This window comes from Gemmiger sp. An50 (genome assembly GCF_002161595.1).
In the GTDB taxonomy this organism is placed as follows: Bacteria; Bacillota; Clostridia; order Oscillospirales; family Ruminococcaceae; genus Allofournierella.
The window spans coordinates 52,261-73,787 of sequence record NZ_NFID01000021.1 but is presented as its reverse complement, the minus strand read 5'-3'; the positions used below and the strand labels follow the sequence as shown (position 1 = coordinate 73,787).

22 protein-coding genes are annotated in these 21,527 nt (G+C 61.8%); 12 read left to right on the top strand and 10 right to left on the bottom strand.

Going from position 1 to position 21,527, the window contains the following annotated elements; genetic code table 11:
* Positions 1-626: 626 nt before the first annotated feature.
* Complete coding sequence (locus B5G03_RS15530) at positions 627-950, bottom strand: hypothetical protein (protein ID WP_087182579.1); 324 nt, start codon at positions 948-950, stop codon at positions 627-629.
* A gap of 292 nt (positions 951-1,242) precedes the next feature.
* Positions 1,243-1,374 carry a hypothetical protein gene (locus B5G03_RS18035; protein WP_275539307.1) on the bottom strand — a complete coding sequence of 44 codons (132 nt, stop codon included), beginning with the start codon at positions 1,372-1,374 and terminating at the stop codon, positions 1,243-1,245.
* Between the two features lie 238 nt (positions 1,375-1,612).
* On the opposite strand from B5G03_RS18035, the gene rsxC reads away from it, so the two are divergent.
* Genes rsxC through B5G03_RS15500 form a run of 6 tightly spaced genes read left to right on the top strand, consistent with a single transcriptional unit; the run spans position 1,613 to position 7,913 of the window.
* The gene (gene rsxC / locus B5G03_RS15525; RefSeq protein WP_087182578.1) at positions 1,613-2,923 is read left to right on the top strand and encodes an electron transport complex subunit RsxC; all 1,311 of its coding nucleotides are present in this window, start codon (positions 1,613-1,615) and stop codon (positions 2,921-2,923) included.
* Positions 2,924-3,886 (top strand): RnfABCDGE type electron transport complex subunit D, encoded by a 963-nt coding sequence (locus B5G03_RS15520; RefSeq protein ID WP_087182577.1) that lies wholly within the window; start codon positions 2,924-2,926, stop codon positions 3,884-3,886.
* A 5-nt stretch (positions 3,887-3,891) separates the two neighbouring features.
* Positions 3,892-5,799, top strand: coding sequence for an FMN-binding protein (locus tag B5G03_RS15515; protein ID WP_087182576.1), 1,908 nt, complete (start codon positions 3,892-3,894; stop codon positions 5,797-5,799).
* Positions 5,800-5,817: 18 nt separating this feature from the next.
* On the top strand, positions 5,818-6,486 hold the full coding sequence (rsxE, locus tag B5G03_RS15510; RefSeq protein ID WP_087182575.1) for an electron transport complex subunit RsxE: 669 nt from the start codon (positions 5,818-5,820) through the stop codon (positions 6,484-6,486).
* Positions 6,486-7,109 (top strand): electron transport complex protein RnfA, encoded by a 624-nt coding sequence (locus B5G03_RS15505; protein WP_087182574.1) that lies wholly within the window; start codon positions 6,486-6,488, stop codon positions 7,107-7,109. Before rsxE ends, B5G03_RS15505 begins: the two co-directional genes overlap by 1 nt.
* A 15-nt stretch (positions 7,110-7,124) precedes the next feature.
* A complete protein-coding gene (locus B5G03_RS15500; RefSeq protein WP_087182573.1) occupies positions 7,125-7,913 on the top strand; it encodes an RnfABCDGE type electron transport complex subunit B in 789 nt (262 codons plus the stop codon).
* A 139-nt stretch (positions 7,914-8,052) separates the two neighbouring features.
* Here B5G03_RS15500 and B5G03_RS15495 read toward each other — a convergent pair whose 3' ends face one another.
* Genes B5G03_RS15495 through B5G03_RS15475 form a run of 5 tightly spaced genes read right to left on the bottom strand, consistent with a single transcriptional unit; the run spans position 8,053 to position 11,918 of the window.
* Positions 8,053-8,703, bottom strand: coding sequence for an HAD family hydrolase (locus B5G03_RS15495; RefSeq protein WP_087182581.1), 651 nt, complete (start codon positions 8,701-8,703; stop codon positions 8,053-8,055).
* A 33-nt stretch (positions 8,704-8,736) separates the two neighbouring features.
* A complete protein-coding gene (locus tag B5G03_RS15490; RefSeq protein WP_087182572.1) occupies positions 8,737-10,137 on the bottom strand; it encodes a PH domain-containing protein in 1,401 nt (466 codons plus the stop codon).
* Entirely contained in the window at positions 10,134-10,547 is a 414-nt protein-coding gene (locus tag B5G03_RS15485; RefSeq protein ID WP_087182571.1) for a hypothetical protein, read from the bottom strand. Before B5G03_RS15485 ends, B5G03_RS15490 begins: the two co-directional genes overlap by 4 nt.
* Positions 10,548-10,585: 38 nt before the next feature.
* Positions 10,586-11,251 (bottom strand): potassium channel family protein, encoded by a 666-nt coding sequence (locus B5G03_RS15480; RefSeq protein ID WP_087182570.1) that lies wholly within the window; start codon positions 11,249-11,251, stop codon positions 10,586-10,588.
* Between the two features lie 31 nt (positions 11,252-11,282).
* Positions 11,283-11,918, bottom strand: a complete 636-nt coding sequence (locus B5G03_RS15475; protein WP_087182569.1) for a potassium channel family protein — start codon at positions 11,916-11,918, stop codon at positions 11,283-11,285.
* A gap of 234 nt (positions 11,919-12,152) precedes the next feature.
* Between B5G03_RS15475 and B5G03_RS15470 the strand changes: the two genes are divergently transcribed.
* Positions 12,153-12,974, top strand: a complete 822-nt coding sequence (locus tag B5G03_RS15470; protein ID WP_087182568.1) for an undecaprenyl-diphosphate phosphatase — start codon at positions 12,153-12,155, stop codon at positions 12,972-12,974.
* Between the two features lie 91 nt (positions 12,975-13,065).
* A complete protein-coding gene (locus B5G03_RS15465) occupies positions 13,066-14,196 on the top strand; it encodes a DUF362 domain-containing protein (protein WP_087182567.1) in 1,131 nt (376 codons plus the stop codon).
* A 132-nt stretch (positions 14,197-14,328) separates the two neighbouring features.
* Here the strand turns inward: B5G03_RS15465 and B5G03_RS15460 are convergent, their stop codons facing one another.
* Complete coding sequence (locus B5G03_RS15460; RefSeq protein WP_087182566.1) at positions 14,329-15,213, bottom strand: helix-turn-helix domain-containing protein; 885 nt, start codon at positions 15,211-15,213, stop codon at positions 14,329-14,331.
* A gap of 223 nt (positions 15,214-15,436) precedes the next feature.
* On the opposite strand from B5G03_RS15460, the gene B5G03_RS15455 reads away from it, so the two are divergent.
* Entirely contained in the window at positions 15,437-17,449 is a 2,013-nt protein-coding gene (locus B5G03_RS15455) for an FAD-binding protein (protein ID WP_087182565.1), read from the top strand.
* Positions 17,450-17,519: 70 nt separating this feature from the next.
* Here the strand turns inward: B5G03_RS15455 and B5G03_RS15450 are convergent, their stop codons facing one another.
* Both B5G03_RS15450 and B5G03_RS15445 read right to left on the bottom strand, forming a co-directional pair.
* Positions 17,520-18,089, bottom strand: a complete 570-nt coding sequence (locus tag B5G03_RS15450; RefSeq protein WP_087182564.1) for a hypothetical protein — start codon at positions 18,087-18,089, stop codon at positions 17,520-17,522.
* A gap of 23 nt (positions 18,090-18,112) precedes the next feature.
* Positions 18,113-18,334 carry a hypothetical protein gene (locus B5G03_RS15445; protein ID WP_087182563.1) on the bottom strand — a complete coding sequence of 74 codons (222 nt, stop codon included), beginning with the start codon at positions 18,332-18,334 and terminating at the stop codon, positions 18,113-18,115.
* Between the two features lie 158 nt (positions 18,335-18,492).
* Here B5G03_RS15445 and B5G03_RS15440 point away from each other — a divergent pair, with 158 nt between their 5' ends.
* From B5G03_RS15440 to gluQRS, 3 genes are read left to right on the top strand one after another with little or no spacing between them, the layout of a single operon-like run.
* Positions 18,493-19,791, top strand: a complete 1,299-nt coding sequence (locus tag B5G03_RS15440) for a M18 family aminopeptidase (protein ID WP_087182562.1) — start codon at positions 18,493-18,495, stop codon at positions 19,789-19,791.
* A complete protein-coding gene (locus B5G03_RS15435; protein ID WP_162613433.1) occupies positions 19,788-20,492 on the top strand; it encodes a DNA alkylation repair protein in 705 nt (234 codons plus the stop codon). The genes B5G03_RS15440 and B5G03_RS15435 overlap by 4 nt, the downstream gene beginning before the upstream one ends.
* Entirely contained in the window at positions 20,485-21,426 is a 942-nt protein-coding gene (gene gluQRS, locus B5G03_RS15430; RefSeq protein WP_164496676.1) for a tRNA glutamyl-Q(34) synthetase GluQRS, read from the top strand. Before B5G03_RS15435 ends, gluQRS begins: the two co-directional genes overlap by 8 nt.
* Positions 21,427-21,527 lie beyond the last annotated feature (101 nt).

Below are 21,527 nucleotides of genomic sequence, written 5' to 3'. Positions count from 1 at the left end.
CACAAAAAGACAGGACATTTGTCCTGTCTTTTTTGTTGCACTTCCCCCCTGCGGGGGCGGCTTCACCGTTCGCGCTGATGGCGCTCCGGTTCAGCTCGCAGGGACTCTCAGGCTAAAAAACATGCCACCGGCATGTTTTTCTTAACGCCTTCGTCTAGAAGTGCACCAAAAGGAGGCGGTCCGAAAGATGACTGTCTTTTTTGTTGCACTTCCCCCCTGCGGGGGCGGCTTCACCGTTCGCGCTGCGGCGCTCCGGTTCAGCTCGCAGGGACTCTCAGGCTAAAAAACATGCCACCGGCATGTTTTTCTTAACGCCTTCGTCTAGAAGTGCACCACAAAGAGGAAAGCATTGATTGATGCTCGCTTTTCTTTTGCTGCACTTCCCCCTGCGGGGGCGGCTTCACCGTTCGCGCTGATGGCGCTCCGGTTCAGCTCGTAGGGACTCTCAGGCTAAAAAACATACCACCGGCATATTGTTCTTAACGCCTTCGTCTAGAGGTGCACCATGAACAAGAAGCAACTGCGATTTATATGGAATGGATACAATAACCCCCATTGATTTGACTGCGGGAATGCGGTCAAATCAATGGGGGTTAACATAACTATTTTATTTATATGAAAGAAGATTACTCTTCGATGGAAACACCCAGTTTTTCGGCGATTTCGTTCAGCTTCATGCCGGACTTCTGCGCCTTGGCCACCAGAGTCTTGATCTGCTGCGCTTTGGTCTTGCGGGGAGCGCGCTTCTTCGGGGTCAGAAGCTCCTGCTTGCGGGTTTGCAGTTTGCGGATCTTTTCGTTGATGGATGCGATCTTAGCATCAAATTTTTCCGCAGCTTCCGCCTTCTTGGCCTCCACCTCCTGGATGGACTCATTCAGCTCGGCAATCTGCTTATCCAGATCAGCGGCGATCTGCTCAGATGTGCGGCGTACACGCTTTTGTTCAGACATGGCATACAACCCCTTATTATTTTATTGTATCTTTATCGTAGCATAAGCGAATAAAACCTACAAGAGTATTTTGTCTGATTTTTGAAAAAGCACAAAAATAACACAAAAATCGTTATAAAGCTTTTTTGGAAAAACGCGTTACAAGATACACGACTTCACTAATGACGATCTGCAAAATTTTGCATCAGTAAAACTGGAAATAAAAAACCGCTTGCCCCAAATCTTTTATAATAAAGGGAAATCCTTCCATAAAAGGCGGGGAAGCGGTAAAAATGGCGGAAATATGCGTAAATCAGAACAGATCGTCGTCGGTGTCGTAAACGGAGATGTACGAAGGGGTGTGCTCCTGCTTGAGCAGGGCGATGCCCAGCGAGGCGGCGGCCAGCGCAAAAATCAAAGCTAAAATTTTAACAAGCAGTTTCATCGGGAAACCCTCCTTTAAATGATGCGGGATGTTGCTTTTAGTATAGCATAAAGCGGATGGCCCGTGCAAACCATTTTATCGGGAAAATCCGCAAAAATGCGAAGAAGATGGGTTACAGAATCGTAATCCCTGTTGACTTGAATCCATAAAGCAATTAGAATATTCTAGAGCGGGTGCGCCATGCTGTGGTTCGTACATGCGCCCCGTAGATTGTATGAAATGGGGGAACGTTCAATCCATGTTGAAAAAGCTGAAACGTGCGGCGCTCGGCGCCGGCGTGCCGCATGAGAAGGGAACTGCCGCCCTGGCCACGGTGAAGATGCCTGTGCCCAGCAAGGTTGTTCTGCCCATGCAGCAGCACATCGGCGCACCTTGCACGCCGGTGGTCAAGAAGGGCGACACCGTGATGGTGGGCACCTTGGTCGGCAAAGCCGAAGGCTTTGTGAGCGCGAACATTTATTCCGGTGTGTCCGGAACGGTAGCCTCTGTGGACACCGTACACATTTCCAACGGCGCCAGCGTGGCTGCTGTTGTGATCACTCCCGACGGCCAGCAGACCGTCGATCCCGCAGTGAAGGCCCCGGTCGTGACCGATAAGGCCAGCTTCATTGCGGCTGTCCAGGCTTGCGGCCTGGTGGGCCTGGGCGGCGCTGGCTTCCCCACTGCGGTGAAGCTGAGCCCCAAGACCCCGGTGGACTCCCTGGTGATCAATGCAGCCGAGTGCGAGCCCTATCTGACTGCTGACACCCGCGAGATGCTGGAGAACGGCGAGACCATCGCTTCCGGCGTCAAGGCTGTGATGAAATACCTGGAGATCAAGAATTGCGTGATCGGCATTGAGCGCAACAAGCCCGAGTGCGTGAGCGCCATGAACGAGCTGTTCAGCGGCGTGGCCGGCGTGACCGTGAAGGTGCTGCCCAGCCGTTACCCGCAGGGCGCTGAGAAGGTACTCATCGAGAACACCACCGGCCGTGAAGTGCCTCAGGGCGGTCTGCCCAGCGACGCGGGCGTCATCGTGATGAACGTGACCACCGTGTCCACCATCGGCAAGTTCTTGGCCACCGGTATGCCTCTGGTGACCAAGCGCCTGACCGTGGACGGCGACGCCATCAAGGAGCCCAAGAATGTGGAAGCTATCATCGGCACCCCCGTGCGCGAGGTGCTGGATTTCTGCGGCATCAAGGAAGGCGTGACCGTTGCCAAGCTGATCAGCGGCGGCCCCATGATGGGTCTTGCCCTGCCCAGCGCCGACGAGCCCATCCTGAAGCAGAACAACGGCATCCTGGCCTTCAGCGAGAAGATGGCCGCCATGCCCGCCGTGGGTCCCTGCATCCGCTGCGGCCGCTGCATCGAGGCCTGCCCCATGGGTCTGGCTCCCGTGCAGATCGCCGGCGCCTTCAACAAGAAGAACGCCGAGGAGCTGAACAAGCTGTGCGTGGACCTGTGCATGCTGTGCGGCACCTGCAGCTACGTCTGCCCCGCCAAGCGCCCGGTCACTCAGACCATGGGCCTGGCCAAAGATTTTGCCAAGAAGGAGGCAAAGAAATAAATGGAAAACCGTTATATGGTCACTGCCTCCCCCCACATCGTGGATCGTTCCTCCACCCGTGGGCTGATGGGCAATGTGATTATCGCTCTGCTGCCCTGTGTGGTTGCCAGCGCGTGGATCTTCGGCCTGCGCGCTCTGCTGGTGATCGGTGTTACCACCGCCGCCTGTGTGGGCTTTGAGTACCTGTACTGCCTGCTGATGAAGAAGCCGAACCCCGTGGGCGATCTGTCCGCCGTGGTCACCGGCATCATCCTGGCCCTGAATATGCCTGTGAGCATGCCCCTGTGGATCGCCATTGTAGGTGCGTTCATTGCGATCGTTGTGACCAAGCAGCTGTTCGGCGGCCTGGGCTTCAACTTCGCCAACCCCGCGCTGGTGGGCCGCATCGTGCTGTTCACCGGTTTTGCTTCCCGCATGACCACCTGGACCTTCACCTCCCACATGGAGGAGACCCTGAGCGGCATCGACGCCGCTGCCAGCGCCACCCCCCTGCAGGTGGTGGACGCTGCCGGTAACTCCCTGCTGGGTCAGTACCCCATCATGGACCTGTTCCTGGGCCAGCATGGCGGCGTGCTGGGTGAGACCTGCGCCCTGGCCATCCTGATCGGCTTTGTGTGGCTGGTCGTTACCCGCACCATCAGCCCCGCCATCCCCGTGACCTATGTGGCCACCGTGGCGGTCATCAGCGCTTTGGCGGGCAAGCCCGTTCTGGCTGAGCTGCTGGCCGGCGGCCTGCTGTTCGGCGCTGTGTTCATGGCCACCGATTACGTGACCAGCCCATTCACTCTGAAGGGCAAGATCGTGTTCGGTCTGGGCCTGGGCATCATCACCTGCGGCATCCGCTACTGGGCGAACATGGCCGAGGGTGTTTCCTATGCCATCCTGTTCATGAACCTGATGGTTCCCTACATCAATGATCTGACCCGCCAGAAACCCCTGGGCGCGAAGAAGAAAGGGGCGTAAAAGGCATGAAAAACAATAGTACCTGGGAAAACTTCCTGAAACCCGTTGTGGTTCTGGTTGTGATCTGCATCGTGGCCAGCGCCGCGCTGGCCGGCACCAACCAGCTGACCGCTCCCATCATCAAGGCGCAGGAGGAAGCTGCCGCCAACGCTGCTTATCTGGAGGTTCTGCCCGAGGCCGATGGCTTTGAGGAGATCACCGACTTCCAGTCCAGCAACGTGACCAAGGCTCTGAAGGCCACCAACGATGCCGGCTGGGTCATCCAGTCCTACGGCAAGGGCTTCGGCGGCGACGTGCCTGTGGTCGTTGCCTTCGACAGCGAGGGCACCATCCTGAAGGTGAAGTTCATGGAGAACAGCGAGACTGCTGGCTTCGGCCAGAAGCTGGCTGATCCCGCCGACGCTGACGGCCAGAAGCTGGCCGAGAGCTTCGTGGGCAAGAGCGGCACCCTGGAAGCGGGCGACGTGGATATAATCAGCGGCGTTACCGTTTCCTCCAAGGCTGCTCTGGCGGCTGTGAACTCCGCTGTGAACTGTTTCAACGAGGTCGCTCTGGGCCAGGCTGCCGTTGTGGAAGAGGAGCAGCTGACTCCCGACCAGGCTCTGGAGAGCATGGAGCTGACCGAGATCGAGATTCCCGAGGGTCTGACCGGCGCCTGGGAGACCGCCAACGGCACCACCGTACTGCGCGTTGACTCCAAGGGCTACGAGTACGAGACTGCTCCCATGGATGTGCTGGTAGAGTTTGACGCTGACGGCAACATCCTGAACATTTGGGTTGGCACCGATGGCCAGACCGCCGGTATCGGCGATCAGGCGGGCAGCGCTGAGTTCCTGAGCCAGTTCAAGGGCGTGCTGGGCGAGGCCGGCCTGGACGGCGTGGATACCATTGCTGGCGCGACCCAGTCCACCACCGGTGTGAAGAAGGGCGTGCGCAAGTGCATCAAGGCCTTTGTGGCTATGTATCCCGACTGCGCTGCTGCTACCGCGGTTGCTCCCGAGGGCGGCGACGCGGAGAGCGAGGCTTCCAGCGAGGCCGCTGTGGAGACCGTTACCCTGAGCGATGAGGACTGCAAGGCTGTTCTGCCCGACGCCACCACCTTTGAGGCCGTGGAATCCGCTACCAGCGGCGTGCAGGCTGCTGTGAAGGCCGATACCGGCTGGGTCATCCAGGCCAGCGCCAAGGGCTTCGCCGGTCAGGTTCCCGTGATCGTGGGCCTGAATGCCGACGGCGCCATCGTGGGCGTAAGCTTCCCTGAGAATAATGAGACCGCCGGTTACGGCGCTCAGCTGTATGAAGAGGGCAACGAGAAGGCCGCTGCACTGGCCGCCAGCCTGGTGGGCAAGAGCGGCGAGGTCGCCATCGGCGACGTGGACGCCATTTCCGGCGCCACCATCTCCTCCAAGGCGGTCGTTGAGGCCGTGAACACTGCTCTGAGCTGCTACAATGAGGTTGCTCTGGGCCAGGCTCCCGCCGCTGAGGGCGAGGGCGAAGGCACCGATATGAGCGCCATGAGCGCCGAGGAAGCCCGCGCTGCGCTGGCTCCCGGAGCTACTCTGACCCAGATCACTGCTCCCGAAGGCCTGACCGACGCCTGGCAGGGCGACGACGGCAGCTATGTGCTGTACGCCGAGGATATGGGCTGGGAATACGCCGGCAAGCCCATGACCATTGCGGTGGGCTTTGATCCCAACGGCGCCATCACCGGCGTTTGGGTGGATGCTTCCAGCCAGACCCCCGGCATCGGCGACCAGGCTGCTGGCGCGGACTACCTGGGCCAGTACACCGGCATCACCGATGAGGCCGGTCTGGACGGCGTTGACACCATTGCCGGTGCCACCCAGTCCACCCGTGGCGTGAAGAAGGCAGTGCGCAAGTGCATCCAGGCTTATGCCGCGGGCCTTGCGTCTTGATAGGGAGGCTGTGAATTCATGAATAAAGTTCAGATCTTTACCAACGGCCTCGTGAAGGAGAACCCGGTTCTGCGCCTGGTTCTGGGCACCTGCCCCACGCTGGCTGTTACCACCATGGCCTTCAACGGCCTGGGCATGGGCATTGCAGCTACCTTCGTGCTGTTCTGCTCCAACATTGCGATCTCGCTGCTGCGCAACGTGATCCCCGACAAGGTGCGCCTGCCGGCCTATATCACCGTCATCGCCACCTTCGTTTCCATCGTGCAGATGCTGGTCAAGGCTTACGTTCCCGCTCTGGATAAGTCCCTGGGCGTGTTCCTGCCCCTGATCGTTGTAAACTGCATCATTCTGGGCCGTGCCGAGATGTTCGCTTCCAAGAACAAGCCTCTGGACTCCGCCCTGGACGGCCTGGGCATGGGCCTGGGCTTCACCCTGACCCTGGTGCTCATGGGCTCCATCCGTGAGATCCTGGGCTCCGGCACCTGGTTCGGCATGACTGTGATCCCCGCGTCCATCGACCGGTTCACCTTCATGACCACTCCTGCCGGCGGCTTCTTCACCTTCGGCGTTCTGATGGCCCTGGTGATCTTCATCGAAAACAAGACCGGCAACAAAAAAGAGCGCAGCATCGGCTGTGAGGGCTGCCCCTCCAAGAGCGTCTGCGGCGCGAAAGGGGGCTGTGAATAATGGCTGCTCGTTTAGCTGCTATCTTCTTCACCATGATCCTGGTGGACAACTACGTCCTGGTTAAGTTCCTGGGCATCTGTCCGTTCCTGGGCGTATCCAAAAAGCTCAACTCCGCCTTCGGCATGAGCTGCGCTGTTATCTTCGTTATGACCCTGGCCACTGCTGTGACCTGGCCCATCCAGAACTTCCTGCTCACCCCCGTGGACGCGGAAGGCAACCTGAAGTGGGATCTGGGCTACCTGCAGACCATCGTGTTCATCCTGGTTATCGCCGTGCTGGTTCAGCTGGTTGAGATCATCATGAAGAAGAACATGCCTCCCCTGCACAAGGCTCTGGGCGTGTACCTGCCTCTGATCACCACCAACTGCGCCGTTCTGGGCGTGACCGTGCTGAACATCGACAACGGCTACAACTTCGTGGAGTCCATCGTCTGCGCCCTGGGCGCCGGCTTCGGCTTCATGCTGGCCATGGTCATCTTCTCCGGCGTGCGCAAGCGCCTGGAGGAGGCTCAGCCCCCCAAGTGCTTTGAAGGCCTGCCCATCACTCTGGTGGCGGCTTCCGCCACTGCCCTGAGCTTCGGCGGCTTCGGCGGTCTGATCGAAAACATCTTTGGTGCAATTTAAAAGGAGGCCGGGAATATGTCTATTGCAATGGCGATTGCCATCGTTTCTGTTGTCGGCCTGCTGGGCGCCATCATTCTGGTGCTGGCCGCCAAGTTCATGCATGTGGAGGAAGACCCCCGCATCGGTCAGGTGAGCGCCTGCCTGCCCGGCGCCAACTGCGGCGCCTGCGGCTATGCCGGCTGCGCCGACTACGCCAAGGCCATCGTTGAAGCCGGCGCTCCGGTGAACAAGTGCGTTCCCGGCGGCGCCAAGTCCGCTGAGGACGTGGCCGCTGTAATGGGTGTTGAGGCTGGCGCCACTGCGGTGGTCAAGGCCATCGTGGGCTGCCAGGGCCGCCCCGGCGTGTGCACCCAGAAGTTTGATTACAAGGGCGTGTCCAGCTGCGCGGCTGCTGCATCCCTGTTCGGCGGCGGCAAGGCCTGCGTGCACGGCTGCCTGGGTCTGGGCGACTGTGTGAAGGCCTGCCCCTTCGACGCCATGCACATTGTGGACGGCGTTGCCTGCGTGAACGTGGCCAAGTGCACCGGCTGCGGCGCCTGCGCTGCGGTCTGCCCCCACGGCGTGATCGAGATCTGCGCCAACACCGAGAACAAGCCCAAGGTGCTGTGCAACAACACCGAGAAGGGCGCTCTGGTGATGAAGGAGTGCCAGACCGGCTGCATCGGCTGTATGAAGTGCCAGAAGACCTGCCCCAGCGAGGCGATCAAGGTCACCAACAACCTGGCGCACATCGACTACGACAAGTGCACCGGCTGCGGCGCCTGCGTAGAGGTTTGCCCCAAGCACGTGATCGTGAAGGCGTAAGCCGACCCGTAACCATGCAAAAAAATCCCGCTGCTCGAACTCGAGCAGCGGGATTTTTGTTTGTTCAGAAACCGGCAATAAAGCCACGGCGGGATAACTGCCTATGTAAAAAGAAAAAAGGCGAGGGCGGAGAAGCCGGTTACTCCAGAATGATCCGCCCCAGAGCGGCGGGATCGGCGGCGATGTGGTCCGCGCCTTCGCCGCGCAGCTCCTCCTCGATGCGGAAGCCCCAGAGCACGCCGCAGCCCGCGAGACCGCCGTTTTTGGCGGTGCGGATGTCCACGTTGCTGTCGCCCACAAAGAGGGTGGAAGCCGGGTCCGCGCCCATGGCGGCCATCAGCTGGCGAAGACCGGCGGGGTCCGGCTTCACCGGAACACCGGGCTTTGCCCCCTGCACAAAGGCAAAGCGGTCGGGGAAATAGTGCTCCAGCACGCCTTTGGCCAGGGGATGGGCCTTGTTGGTGAGCACGCCGAAGACCACATCGGCAGCCTGCAGGGCGTCCAGCAGGTCCTCAATGCCCGGATAGGGCGCGGTGGCGTCCTCCTTGTGGGCGTCGTAGTAGCGGGTGAACTGCTCCAGTGTTTGAGCCAGCCGCTCGGGGCTGCGCTGGTCCGCAGGGGAGAACCGCTCGCAGAGCTTGGGGATGCCGTTGCCCACGAAGTAGCGGTATTCGTCCAGCGTGTGGGCGGGCCAGCCGTTTTGGGCGCAGACGTATTCGCCCGCGGCGGCCAGATCCTCCAGGGTGTTGAGCAGGGTCCCGTCCAGATCAAAAATCACATAGCGATACAAGGTAAAATCCGCCTCCTTGGCGATGAAAAACAATCAGGCCACCAGCCGCAGGTGATCCGCCGCCAGCTTTTTGATGCTGCGCACCCGGATACGGCGGCGGCAGGGCAGATAGATGGTCAGGGTACAGCGGCCCACCGCCTCGGAAAAGGGGGTCTGGACGCTGGAAAGCGAGATGTTGGGGCTGAACACGCACAGCTGATGGCGGCTGAACAAGCGGGTATAGCACACCGCCATGGTGCCGTTGGAGTTGCGGGCCGCGCCCTCGGTGAACCAGCCCTCCACCGAGACAGCCACCAGCCCGGCGCAGAGGGCCAGCGGCACCAGCAGCAGCGGGGTAAGCTGGGGCATCTGCCACACTGAAACCACGCACAGCATGGCGGAAAAGGCCAGCAGCGCGCCGCTTTTCCACAAAAACTGGGGCCAGCTGCGGTTGGCGGTGATGCCTGCCACCGGCCGCGGCGGGATAAACTGGGGCATCAGTGCTTGCAGCAGGGTGTCGCGCCCCTTGCCGTAGACCAGGATGGGCAGGTCCGCGCCGGTGTAGCTTCCGGCGCACAGAAACACCGGGTACCGGCGCAGCAGCCGGGAGATGGGTGTGATGCGGATGTCGCAATAGCTCACCGCCGCAGCCTGAATGCGCCGCTCGGTCAGATTGATGCGCCCGCCCTTGGCCAGAATCACGCCGCCGCTGCGGCTGACCTTAAAGTTGGCGGTGGCCAGCAGGGAGGAAAACAGGGCGATGCTCCACAGGGTGAAGATCAACGTGAACAGCCAGGCTACACCGGCGGGCAGAAACAGTTCAGCCAGCCGTTCCAGCCGTCCCAGATTGGCCATGGCCAGCGAGCCCAGGTCCACACCCAGGTTTTTGCCCAGCAGGTCTTGGGTCTGCTGAGCACTGAAGACAACCAGCAGCGAGGTGGTGACCAGGTTGGCGCTGAGCATGGTGAAGCGCAGCCGTTCAGCCCCGGTGGGTGCAAAAAAGGAGGAGGCTGACTGCACCGGCATCAGGCATTCCGCCAGCACCGAGGCCTGGCGGCGGGGCAGAAAGAACTGCACCTGACCGAAGGCGGCGCTGGAGGCGGCAAACAGGCGCACCCGGGTGCAGCCCACCAGACGCAGGTAGAGGGGCCGGTCCAGCTGGATGGCCGCCAGCTGCACCGGGCGGATCACCTGCTGGCGGTGCCAGAGGATGCCCCGGCGCAGGGTGAGCTGCCGGTCGGTGAGCAAAAAGCCGCAGCGCCGCCAGATGACAAATGAAAAAAGCGCCATCCCCACCAGGATGGCGGCATCCTGCCGCAGGGCCTTGGTCAGGCTGGGCAGGTCGAAGGCGATCAGCGCCTGGAGCATGGGCACCAGGCAGAGGATCAGGCCGTAACGGATGTATTTGACAATAAAAATAATATGGAAGCGCCCCTGGGCGCGCACGGTGCTCATAGGCCGCCTCCTTCCAGCGCGTGGATCAGCGGGCCGGCATCCTTATCCGAGACCGGGGGCAGAATCAGCACACAGCCGCTGGTGTATACGATCAGCAGGCTGCTGTGAGTCAGCGCCAGCAGCGGGGTGCGGATGCGGCAGACGCCCGCCACGAACCGGGTGGGCACCCGGCGGCTGGATTTGAACAGGATGCCGCGGCTCAGGCGCACCTCACCCAGTGAGACGCTGCCCCGCACGGTGGAAAGGTGCAGCGGTACGCACACCGCGCAGAAGAACAGCCAGACGGCGCAAAACAGCACGCCGCCCCAGAAGGTCTGCCAGAAGACAAAGGGGGCCAGCACCGCGCCGGGAACCAGCAGCCACAGGGCCACCACCCGGGCGCCGCCGGCGCTCGCGGTAAAACGCAGCACGGGTACGGACCTCCTTTGCAAACAGGCGGGAAAGGGCATCAGCCGCTGGCCAGGCCCCAGTCCTGCATCAATTCATGGATCGCGGTGTCCCGCGCGACGCAGAGCACCTTGTCGCCATTCAGGATCTGGGTGTTACCACGGGGGATCAGCAGCTCGCCTGCGCGGGTGATGGCGATGATAACGGCTGATTCCGAGATGGGAATCTGCGCCAGGCTTTTGCCGTTGTACTTGAACCGGTCCGGAATCTGGATCTCGAACACGGTGGCGGTGCCGCCCGCCAGGTTCAGCACCTGCTGGATGGCGGCGGTCTCCACCTCACGCTCCAGAATGCGGGCCAGGTTGTCGGTGCTGGACACGGCGATGTCCACGCCCAGACGGCGCAGCACCTCGGTGTTTTTGGGGTTGTTGACTCGGGCCACGGTCTTTTCCACATGGAAGACCCGCTTGGCGATCTGGCAGGTGATCAGGTTCACCTCGTCCCGGCCGGTCACCGCCACCAGAGCCTGGCAGCGGCCGCAGCCCGCGGCCTCCAGGTATTCCACGGTGGAGCCGTCGCCCTGGGTCACGGGGATGTCCAGGTCGTTGGCCACCTGGCTGCACAGCTTGCGGTCCTTTTCGATCACGATGGGCTGGTGGCCGTGGTCAAGCAGGGTCTTTGCCATGTAGTAGCCCACCTTGCCGCCGCCGACGATCATTACTCTCATAATTGATTCCTCTTCCTTGCTGCTTTGTGCCTCAGTCCGCGATGCGGGCGAAGATGATCTGGTCGCCCTCTTCCAGCACCGGCATGGGCTCCACCGCCAGTTCCACGGTGGTGTCGGCCCGCAATACGCCGTAGAGCAGATCGCCCTCCGGCGGACGGATGCGGTTCAGGCTTCGGCCCACGTCCCGCAGGCTCACCGGAACGGTGACGAAGGCGGTGGTGGTGGCGCCGATGGTCACACTGCGGGATTCCTGGTCGTCCAGCAGGCCCAGCAGCATGCTTTCCACCGTCAGGTTGGTGGTGCACACGGTGCGCAGTCCGAACTCTTTGGTGAAGAAGTTTTTCAGGGCCGGGTCGGTCACACGGGTGATGACCCGGGGCACGTGGAAAATGTTTTTTGCGATCTGGGCCACCATGATGTTCACGCTGTCGTCCGGGGTGGCAATGGCCACCGCGTCACAGGTCTCGATGCCCGCCTGACGCAGATCGTCGATGTCGATGGGAATGCCCACCGCCGCGACGCCGGAAAAATGATAGCCGTCCACGCCTTCCAGCCGCTGGAGCTCTTCCGGGTTGGAATCCATTACAGAGACCTCATGGCCCATCTGCTCCAGGATTCGCACGATATTGGCGCCGGCGCGTCCGCAGCCTACAACAAGGATATTCAAGAAAACACCTCTTTTATAGCATGAAAGAATTGAAAAAAACGGCGAGATATGGGCCCAGAGCCCCACGGGCGGCCCACATCCTTCGATTACCTCGATTATACTGTATTTTACCCGGAAAAGGAAGAGCCCGGAGGAAAAAGGCGTTCTGTTTTGCACTTTCCTGTGGTATACTGTTATGGTACCTGCCGGAGCCCCGGCGGGTGACAAATGCCAGAAAACGAGCGAGGCGAAACAATGGAATGGATCAAAACGATTCTTTACGGAATCATTGAAGGGATCACCGAATGGCTGCCGGTAAGCAGCACCGGGCATCTGATCCTGGCGGAAAAATATCTGAACATGGGGTTCGACGAGTCCTTCCTGGAGCTGTTCCGGGTGGTCATTCAGCTGGGAGCGATCCTGGCGGTGGTGGTGCTCTTCTTCCCCAAGCTCTGGCCCTTCTGTGCCGACAAGTCGAAGGGGTATATCAAGAAAAAAACCTGGGTGATGTGGTTCAAGATCGTTGTGGCCACTTTGCCCGCGCTGGTGCTGGGCCTGCTTTTGGACGACTGGCTGGAGGAGCACCTTTACAACTACATCGTGGTTGCGGCCATGCTGATTTTGTACGGCGTGTTCTTCATCCTGATTGAGAACCGGCACAAAAAGCCCCGCATCCGCAGCATCGACCAGCTTACTTACAAGGATGCGCTGATCATCGGCTTCTGGCAGGTGCTGGCCATGATTCCCGGCACCTCCCGCAGCGGCGCCACCATCGTGGGCGGTCTGCTGCTGGGCGCGAGCCGTCCCGTGGCGGCGGAGTTCACCTTCTTTTTGGCCATCCCGGTCATGTTCGGCGCAAGTGCGCTGAAGGTGGTCAAGTACCTGCTGGAGGGTATGGTGTTCACCGGCGAGCAGCTGGCGGTGCTGGGCCTGGGCTGCGCCGTGGCCTTTGTGGTGAGTGTTGGAGCCATCGGCTTTTTGATGAACTTCGTGAAGAAGCACGACTTCAAGGTATTCGGCTGGTACCGCATCGCCCTGGGCATCGTGGTGCTGGCAGCTGCGCTGCTGGGCCTGTAAGCTACAGTGGAAGAATAAGCAGAGCAGAGAGCATCCGGCGGCTTTGCCGGGGCTCTCCTTTGAAAAGGATGTTTGAACGGAGGAGATTTGCATGGAAAAGGCAAAGGTTTATTTTACCGATCTGCGGGCAAAGCCCGGCATGAACCTGCTGGATAAGCTGCAGAAGCTGATCCGCACCGCGGGTATCGGTCAGATCGATATGGAGGGCAAGTTCGTTGCCATCAAGATTCACTTCGGCGAGCCGGGCAACCTGGCTTACCTGCGGCCCAACTACGCCAAGGCCGTGGCCGATGTGGTGAAGGAGCTGGGCGGCCGTCCCTTCCTGACCGACTGCAACACCCTGTATGTGGGCCGCCGCAAGCATGCGCTGGAGCACATGGACGCCGCCATGGAAAACGGCTTCACCCCCTATTCCACCGGCTGCCAGATCATCATTGCCGACGGTCTGAAGGGCACCGACGAGGCCGAGGTACCCGTGGAGGGCGGCGAGCACGTGAAGAACGCCAAGATCGGCCGGGCCATCATGGACGCGGATGTGATCATCAGCCTGAACCACTTCAAGGGCCACGAGAACACCGGCTTCGGCGGCGCGCTGAAGAACCTGGGCATGGGCAGCGGAAGCCGTGCGGGCAAGCTGGAGCAGCACGCTGCGGGCAAGCCCAATGTGGACCAGGCCCTCTGCCGCAAGTGCCACGCCTGCGCCAAGATCTGTGCCCAGGACGCCATCTCCTTCACCGGTGAGGGCGGCACCGCCTATATCGACCACAACAAGTGCGCGGGCTGCGGCCGCTGCCTGGCTCACTGCAACTTTGACGCCATCGGCGGCGACTACAACGCGGCGGTGGACGAGCTGAACTGCCGCATTGCCGAGTATGCCAAGGCGGTGGTGCAGAACCGGCCCAACTTCCACATCAATCTGGTGATCGACGTTTCCCCCAACTGCGACTGCCACGGCGAGAACGACCTGCCCATCATCCCGGATGTGGGCATGTTCGCTTCCTTCGACCCGGTGGCCCTGGACCAGGCCTGCGCCGACGCCTGCAACAACATGCCGCCCATCCCCGGTAGCCAGCTGGACGACAACCTGAAGGCTCCCGGCTTCTGCAGCTGCGGCGACCACTTCATCGACTCCGCCCCCATCACCGACTGGCGGGTCTGCACCGAGCACGCCGAGAAGATCGGCGTGGGCACCCGGGAGTATGAACTGGTGGTTGTGAAGTAAAAATACGATTTGTATTTTTAAAAGAAATATTACAAAAGGCTCCTTCGCCGGATGAACCGGCGGGGGAGCCTTTTTGATTGTGGGAGCATCGGAGCGGGGAAAGCCGCTTTTCCGGGCCGGGAAAAAGTGCCGTCAGGGCTTTTTCTCAATGCCGCTGCGCCTGCCCCTCCGCCAGGCGGCGGGGGAGACGGCGAAGTACTGCCGGAACACATGGCTGAAGGCGGCGGCACTGGTGTAGCCATACTGCTCCGCCAGCTGCTGGATGGTGGCGCTGGAGCGGCAGAGCTCCCGCTCGGCCAGCTTGAGCCGGTAGAGGGTGAGAAACCGGTTGGGCGAGCAGTTCATAGCCTTCTGGAAGCATTTGTACAGGTAGCTCTGGGAGACGTGGACCTCCTCGCAGAGCCGGTTCACCGTGAAGTCGGCCGGTTCCATCCGGCGCAGCGCGTCGATGCACCGGTGCACCAGCTGGGCACTGGGGTCCGCCAGCACCCGCTCCAGTCCGGGGGCGGCGTTCAGCTGGCAGCGCAGCATGCCCAGCATCAGGTGTTCCAGAATCAGGTGGGCGGTGAGGTGAGCGCCGGGGCTTTGCGGGTCCAGATGGTCGATCAGATGGTGAGCCGCCTGGCGGTGGAATTCGTCCAGCACTCCGTACAGGCAGACCGGGGAGGAGCAGGCGAACAGAGTGGCGAAATCGGTCTCCATCGCCGGGTCCGCAAAATCAAAATAGGCGTAGCCGTATTCCATGGGTTCGTCTCCCGCGCCCACGGCGGTATAGCGCACGAAGGGGGGCACGATCAGCACGTCCCCCGGAGTGAGAGAAAAGTGCAGCGCGCCGGATTCAAACCGCACCTGCCCCCGGAACAGAAACACCAGCTTGTAGCTTACGCCCACGGTGGTCTTGGCCGGATGGGGCGGCGTGCTGCCAAACAGCCCCAGATGGCGAATGTCGAACCGGAAGCTTTCCAGTGTGTCGCTCAGCGCGTCCCGCACAATGGGATTGGGCCGGAAGGCCTGCATGGGCCATCACCTCCTTTTTCTCTATCATAACAGGATATTGCCGCAGTTGGGAATGATTTTATTCGGTTTTGGGCTGAAAAGCAGATTGTGTTCAAAATTTAACAACTGCTATAATCAAACCACAGTCCGGTGGCGGGAAGAACAGCGCCCGCAGCCGGAGGATGGAATGCGGGGCCCCAACAGCCGCCTCGCCCGAAACAGAAGGAAAAACGGAGGAAACCAAATGAAACGCGTGATCGCAATGCTCATGGCGCTCTGCATGGCGGCCAGCCTGGCCGGCTGCGGCAGCACCCAGACCGCTTCGTCCGCCCCGGCTTCCAGCCAGGCCGCCAGCCAGGCTGCCAGCGAGGCCGACACCGGCGCAGAGTACGCCGCCACCGAGACTGCCGATGTGGTGATCATCGGCGCAGGCGGCGCGGGCCTGTCCGCCGCCAGCGAAGCCACCGCCAACGGCGCCGAGAAGGTCATCATCCTGGAGGTCACCGGCAAGACCGGCGGCTCTCTGAACTACACCAACGGCAGCATGGCCTGCGCCGAGAGCGTCATCCAGAAGGAGGACGGCGTGGAGGACAGCCAGGAGAGCTTTGTTCAGGACATCCTGAAGAACGGCAGCGACTTCGGCGGTAAGCCCAACGAGGCCATGGTGCGCGAGTTCGTGGCCGAGGACATCAACGCCTTCCAGTGGCTGTGGGACAACGGCCTGAGCGAGTACACCTTCAACACCGATGCCGAGGGCAAGCGCGCCGTGTTCGCCCCCGAGCACGCCCTGTACTCCATCCCCCGTACCTACAAGACCAAGGCCAAGGACCCCGCCAACTACAAGTCCGCCGCCCATGAGGTGATGGACAAGGTGGTGAAGGCCAACGACAAGATCGAGATCGTTTACAACACCAAGGCCATCGAGCTGCTGGCCAATGAGCAGGGCCAGGTGCTCAGCGTGGTGGGCGAGGACCAGAACACTGGTGACCTGACCCGCTTCGATGCTTCCAAGGGCATCATCGTGGCCACCGGCGGCTACTCCGCCAACTCCAAGCTGATGGGCAAGTACGCCGAGAACGGCGCCGACTACCTGATCGGCGGCCCCGCCACCGCGGACGGCAACGGCCTGCTGCTGATGCAGAAGGTGGGCGCTGCCCTGAATGAGGAGAGCATGAGCTACATCCCCACCTTCCCCATGGGCCTGGAAAGCGCCGACAACCCCACCACCGGCACCATCGCCTCCACCTACACCTGGAAAGCCGGCGGCATCGTGGTGAACCAGAACGGCGAGCGCTTCGTGAACGAGTGCGAGGCTAACCCCTCCGTGCGTGAGGTCGCTCTGGAGGAGCAGCCCGGCGCGGTACAGTACGACATCTACACCGACAAGATCCTGGAGGATCTGCGGGCCAACAAGGGCTCAGGCATGTACGATCTGATGTTCGGCAGTGAGGATTCCATGGGCCACCATGTGCTGCAGGAGGCCTCCAGCCTGGAAGAGCTGGCCGAGAAGATCGGCGTGCCCGCCGAGAACCTGATCGCCACCGTGGATGCCTACAACCAGAGCGTGGAAGAGGGCGGCACCGACGAGTTCGGCCGCAGCTACGACGACAGCCGCGATACCTACAAGCTGGCCGTGAACAAGATCGAGGGTGACCACTTCTACGCCGTGCCCCTGCACGCGCTGTGCGTCATGACCCTGGGCGGTATCACCACCAACGAGCAGATGCAGGTGCTGGACGAGAGCGGCAACGCCATTCCCGGCCTGTACGCTGCCGGTGAGGTCGTGGGCGGCATCTGGGGCAAGTTCGTGTCCGGCGGTACCGGTGTGATGGGCCCCATCACCTTCGGCCGCATCGCTGCCCAGAATGTGATGAAGGGCGAGCTGGCCACCGGCTACACCGTGAAGGCTGCTTCCAACCTGCTGGATGAGGAGCTGTTCGTGAAGGAGAAGCCCGCCAGCGAGAGTCTGTTCGACATGAGCAGCGCCACCCTGACCGACGGCGACTACACCGCCACTGTGGACGGCCAGGAAGGCCCCATGACCGTGGCCGTGACCATCGCGGACGGCAAGATCGCCTCCGTGGAAGTGACCGAGAACAAGGAGACCGAGGCCATTGCCGGTCCCGCCCTGGAGAAGGTGCCCGCCGCCATCGTGGAGAGCAACTCCCTGGATGTGGACGGCGTTGCCGGTGCGACCCTGTCCTCCAACCGCATCAAGAAGGCGGTTGCCCAGTGCCTGGAGCAGGCCGCGGGCTGATTCGCCATTCCATAGATTGCACAAACAACAACAAAGGAGCCGCCCAGACGGGCGGCTCCTTTGTTGTTTGTTAGGCTGCGGCTTCTTCGGTAAAGATGACGGTCACGGCCACGCCGGTGTCGCAGCCGCTGTCCTGAAAGTTTTGCCAGTCGGTGGGCACCGGGTCGGTGGAGTTGTCCCAGCCCAGCCGGGCAAGCAGCGGAATCTCCGCCCCGGAGGAGATGGTGGAGCCGGAGGTCAGCGAGGAATAGCTGCACACGCCGGACTCGCTGGTCACGTCCACAGGGCAGGGGATGGCGTAGCGCGTTGTGCCGGTTTCCTCCAGGATGATCAGCTCCGCCTGACTGGCGGTGAGCCGCATTGCAAACTCTGCCTGCCCGGCGGCTGGGCCGGTGAGCAGATTGGTCTTTTCCCAGCGGCCGTCCTGGCAGACCCAGAGATCCACCACCATGGTGTAGGTGCCATCGTTCAGCCGGTACTCCCAGAGGGTGAGTTCATTGTCAATGAGGTCCAGCACCTGCCGGGTCTCCTCGCTCACCGGAGCGGCCTGCAGCTGCATGGGTTCCAGGCCCTTTTCGCAGCCGCACAGCCCGGCGGCAAGGGCGAGGGTCAGCACAAGCAGAAGAAGTTTTTTGGGCATAACGGAGTCCTTTCCGGCGCGGCTCAGGTTTTGTCTTTTGCCCAGAAGCGGAAGAAGCTGGTCATAAGGGGGATATAGGTAACTGCGAACACTGCCCCGGCTGCGCAAATGGCGGGCCGCTGCCAGCGGCGGGGCAGCAGAATGCCGCAGATGAGCCCCACGGAGAACAGGCAGAATTTCACCAGCGCCAGCATCTTCCAGTTGGAAGCGCGGCAGTAGTCGTCGGCAACACGGAACAGTTTCATACAAGGCACCTCCCAAAGGCTTGTGTAAAAACAGGCGGTCTTTCTACCTTGATTGTACCCAATTTACTCAGGCCTGGCAAGGCTGCATTGACGGGCAGCGGGCTGCCGCCGTATAATCGAAGGCAGACAAAACGCTTTTTCAGAGAGGAATGATTGTTATGGCAATCCATCAGGATCTGTTTGCTTACATCGAAAAGAGTCCCACCCCCTTCCACGCGGTGGCCGAAAGCGCCCGGCGGCTGGAGCAGGCGGGCTTTGCTGCCTTGAACGAGACCGAGAATTGGAGCCTTGTGCCCGGCGGCAAATATTACGTGACCCGCAACCAGTCCAGCCTGATCGCCTTTGTGATGCCCCAGGCGGCGGGCGAGGGCTGGCGGATGAGCGCCGCCCACAGCGACAGCCCCTCCTTCAAGGTGAAGGGCACCGGTCAGCAGGCGGGCTTCACCATGCTGAACACCGAGGGCTACGGCGGCATGATCCGCTCCGCCTGGCTGGACCGTCCTCTGGGCATCGCGGGCCGCGTGCTGGTGAAGACCGAGAGCGGGGTGGAGAGCCGTCTGGTGGACCTGGGGGGCGTGAGCGCGGTGATCCCGCACCTGGCCATCCACTTCGACCGCACCGTGAACGACGGCCACAAGTATGACCTGAAAAAGGACATGCAGGCCATCTTCGCCGGAGCGGATAAAAATGCCTGCTACAACGATCTTCTGGCCAAGGCTGCGGGCTGCGCCGCCGAGGATATTCTGGGCGCGGACGTGCAGCTTTATTGCAAGGACAAGGGCCAGGCCGTGGGCGGCGAAGAGGAGTTTCTGCTCTGCCCCCGTCTGGACGACCTGGGCTGCGCCTGGGCCACTTTGTGGGGCTTTTTGAGCGCCCCGGCGGCACGGCAGGGCCGGGTCTGGTGCCTGTTCGACAATGAGGAAGTGGGCAGCGGTACCCGGCAGGGCGCCTGCGGCAGCTTTTTGCCGGACGTGCTGGCCCGGGCCGGGCAGGCCCTGGGCGAGAGCGAGCAGGACCGCCGCCGTGCGCTGGCGAACAGCCTGCTGCTCAGTGCCGACAACGGCCACGCCATCCACCCGAATTTTGCCGAGATGAGCGACCCGGCCAGCCCGGTGAAGCTGAACGGCGGCGTGGTGCTCAAGTTCAACGCCAGCCAGAAATACACCACCAACGGCGTGACCGGCGCGGTGTTCCACAGCCTGTGCGATGTTTCCAAGGTGCCGGTGCAGGAATACTACAACCGGCCCGACCTGCCCGGCGGCTCCACCCTGGGCAACCTGCTGGGTGCTCAGGTGAGCGTGCCCATGGCGGACATCGGCCTGCCCCAGCTGGCCATGCACTCCTGCGTGGAGATGACCGGTGCGAAAGACGTTCAGTGGCTGGCGGACGCCTGCGCCGCCTGGTTCGGTGCGGCCATCCGCTGCACCGGCGACGGCTGCTATCAGGTGGCCCTGTGACCGGCGAGACCCGGGCCTGGCTCGCCGCCCAGGCGGACCCGGCCTACCGGGACTTTCAACACAAGCTGATGCCCGGTGTGGAAAACTACCTGGGCGTGCGGCTGCCGCTGCTGCGCAAGGCTGCCGCCGAGCTGGCAAAAGGGGATTGGTCCGCTGAGCTGGCTGCGCCGGACGAGACCTTTGAGGAGGTCCTGCTGCGGGGCATGCTCATCGGCAAGGCCAAAATGGACTCGGCCGCCCGGCTGGAGCTGGTCCGGCAGTTTGTGCCCTGCATCGACAACTGGGCGGTGTGTGACAGCTTCTGCGCCGGACTGCGGGATGCAAGAATATACAAAGAGGAATATTTTGAACTGATTCAACAGTGTGCCGGTTCGGACCGGGAGTTTGAGGCCCGGTTCGCGGCGGTGCTGCTGCTGACCCACTTCAACCGGCCCGAAGAGTTGGACCGCTGCTTTGAAGCGTACCGGCTTATCCGCCAGCCGGATTACTACGCCTGGATGGGCGTGGCCTGGGGCTACTCGGTGTTCGCGGTCACAGATTTTGAGAAGACCATCGCCGCCATGGAAACGGCACAGCTGCCGGATGTGGTGTGGAACAAAGCTTTGCAGAAGATGCGGGAAAGCTACCGCATCGCGCCGGAGCAGAAGAACTGGGCAGCGCAGCATGGGCGCGGCCAAAGGGGGAGAAAGCAGCATGAGTGAGACCGGGCGGTTTGCCCCCAGCCCCTCCGGGCGGATGCATCTGGGCAACCTGATGTGCAGCCTGCTGGCCTGGCTGAGCGCCAAGCAGGCGGATGGCCGGGTGGTGCTGCGCATTGAAGACCTGGACAAGGCCCGCTGTCCCCGAATCTATGCGGACCAGCTGGAGGCGGATCTTTCCTGGCTGGGCCTTGTGTGGGACGAGGGCGGCTCCAAGGGCGGGCCGGACGGCCCCTACTACCAGAGTCAGCGGGATGAGATTTATCATTCCTACTATCAAAAGCTGGCTGAGCAGGGGCTTGTGTATCCCTGCTTTTGCAGCCGTGCCCAGCTGCATGCGGCCAGTGCCCCCCACCGGGAGGACGGCACCCCCGTTTATCCGGGCACCTGCCGCCGGCTGACGGAGGAGCAGCGCCGGGAGCTGGAAGCCCGGCGCAAGCCCGCCATGCGCCTGATCGTGCCGGACAAAACGGTGGAATTCACCGACGGCCATCTGGGGCCGTACCGGGAAAACCTGAAAACCGATTGCGGCGATTTTGTGCTGCGCCGGTCGGACGGAGTGTACGCCTACCAGCTGGCAGTGGTGGCGGACGACGCGCTGATGGGGGTGACCCAGGTGGTGCGGGGAGCCGACCTGTTGGAAAGCACCCCTCGCCAGCTGTACCTCTACCGGCTGCTGGGCCTGCCTGCGCCCCGGTTTTACCACCTGCCGCTGCTGCTGGCGGAGGACGGGCGGCGGCTCTCGAAACGGGACGGGGACGTGAGCCTGGAGCAGCTGCAGAGCCGCTACACCGCGCCCGAGATCATCGGGCGGCTGGCCTTTCTGGCGGGGCTGCTGGACAAGCCCGAGCCCGCCCGCCCCGAGGAGCTGCTGGCGGTATTCGACTGGGACAAGGTACCCTGCACCGACGTGCGTTTGCCCCGGAATTTGTTCTGAAAAGCTTGATAAACTTTTCCCGGCTTACAAAAGAATAACACAGCCCATTGGCCCACCTGCGCAAAGCAAGATGGGCCTTTTTGTTGCATCTGCCCAAAAGG

Coding starts and splice junctions, on each gene's coding strand:
- B5G03_RS15480 (WP_087182570.1), bottom strand. CDS start 11,251: ATGAGAGTAATGATCGTCGGCGGCGGCAAGGTGGGCTACTACATGGCA.
- B5G03_RS15455 (WP_087182565.1), top strand. CDS start 15,437: ATGAAACGCGTGATCGCAATGCTCATGGCGCTCTGCATGGCGGCCAGC.
- B5G03_RS15490 (WP_087182572.1), bottom strand. CDS start 10,137: ATGAGCACCGTGCGCGCCCAGGGGCGCTTCCATATTATTTTTATTGTC.
- B5G03_RS15530 (WP_087182579.1), bottom strand. CDS start 950: ATGTCTGAACAAAAGCGTGTACGCCGCACATCTGAGCAGATCGCCGCT.
- B5G03_RS15515 (WP_087182576.1), top strand. CDS start 3,892: ATGAAAAACAATAGTACCTGGGAAAACTTCCTGAAACCCGTTGTGGTT.
- B5G03_RS15470 (WP_087182568.1), top strand. CDS start 12,153: ATGGAATGGATCAAAACGATTCTTTACGGAATCATTGAAGGGATCACC.
- B5G03_RS15460 (WP_087182566.1), bottom strand. CDS start 15,213: ATGCAGGCCTTCCGGCCCAATCCCATTGTGCGGGACGCGCTGAGCGAC.
- B5G03_RS15505 (WP_087182574.1), top strand. CDS start 6,486: ATGGCTGCTCGTTTAGCTGCTATCTTCTTCACCATGATCCTGGTGGAC.
- B5G03_RS15440 (WP_087182562.1), top strand. CDS start 18,493: ATGGCAATCCATCAGGATCTGTTTGCTTACATCGAAAAGAGTCCCACC.
- B5G03_RS15465 (WP_087182567.1), top strand. CDS start 13,066: ATGGAAAAGGCAAAGGTTTATTTTACCGATCTGCGGGCAAAGCCCGGC.
- B5G03_RS15445 (WP_087182563.1), bottom strand. CDS start 18,334: ATGAAACTGTTCCGTGTTGCCGACGACTACTGCCGCGCTTCCAACTGG.
- B5G03_RS15520 (WP_087182577.1), top strand. CDS start 2,924: ATGGAAAACCGTTATATGGTCACTGCCTCCCCCCACATCGTGGATCGT.
- B5G03_RS15450 (WP_087182564.1), bottom strand. CDS start 18,089: ATGCCCAAAAAACTTCTTCTGCTTGTGCTGACCCTCGCCCTTGCCGCC.
- rsxE (WP_087182575.1), top strand. CDS start 5,818: ATGAATAAAGTTCAGATCTTTACCAACGGCCTCGTGAAGGAGAACCCG.
- rsxC (WP_087182578.1), top strand. CDS start 1,613: ATGTTGAAAAAGCTGAAACGTGCGGCGCTCGGCGCCGGCGTGCCGCAT.
- gluQRS (WP_164496676.1), top strand. CDS start 20,485: ATGAGTGAGACCGGGCGGTTTGCCCCCAGCCCCTCCGGGCGGATGCAT.
- B5G03_RS15500 (WP_087182573.1), top strand. CDS start 7,125: ATGTCTATTGCAATGGCGATTGCCATCGTTTCTGTTGTCGGCCTGCTG.
- B5G03_RS18035 (WP_275539307.1), bottom strand. CDS start 1,374: ATGAAACTGCTTGTTAAAATTTTAGCTTTGATTTTTGCGCTGGCCGCC.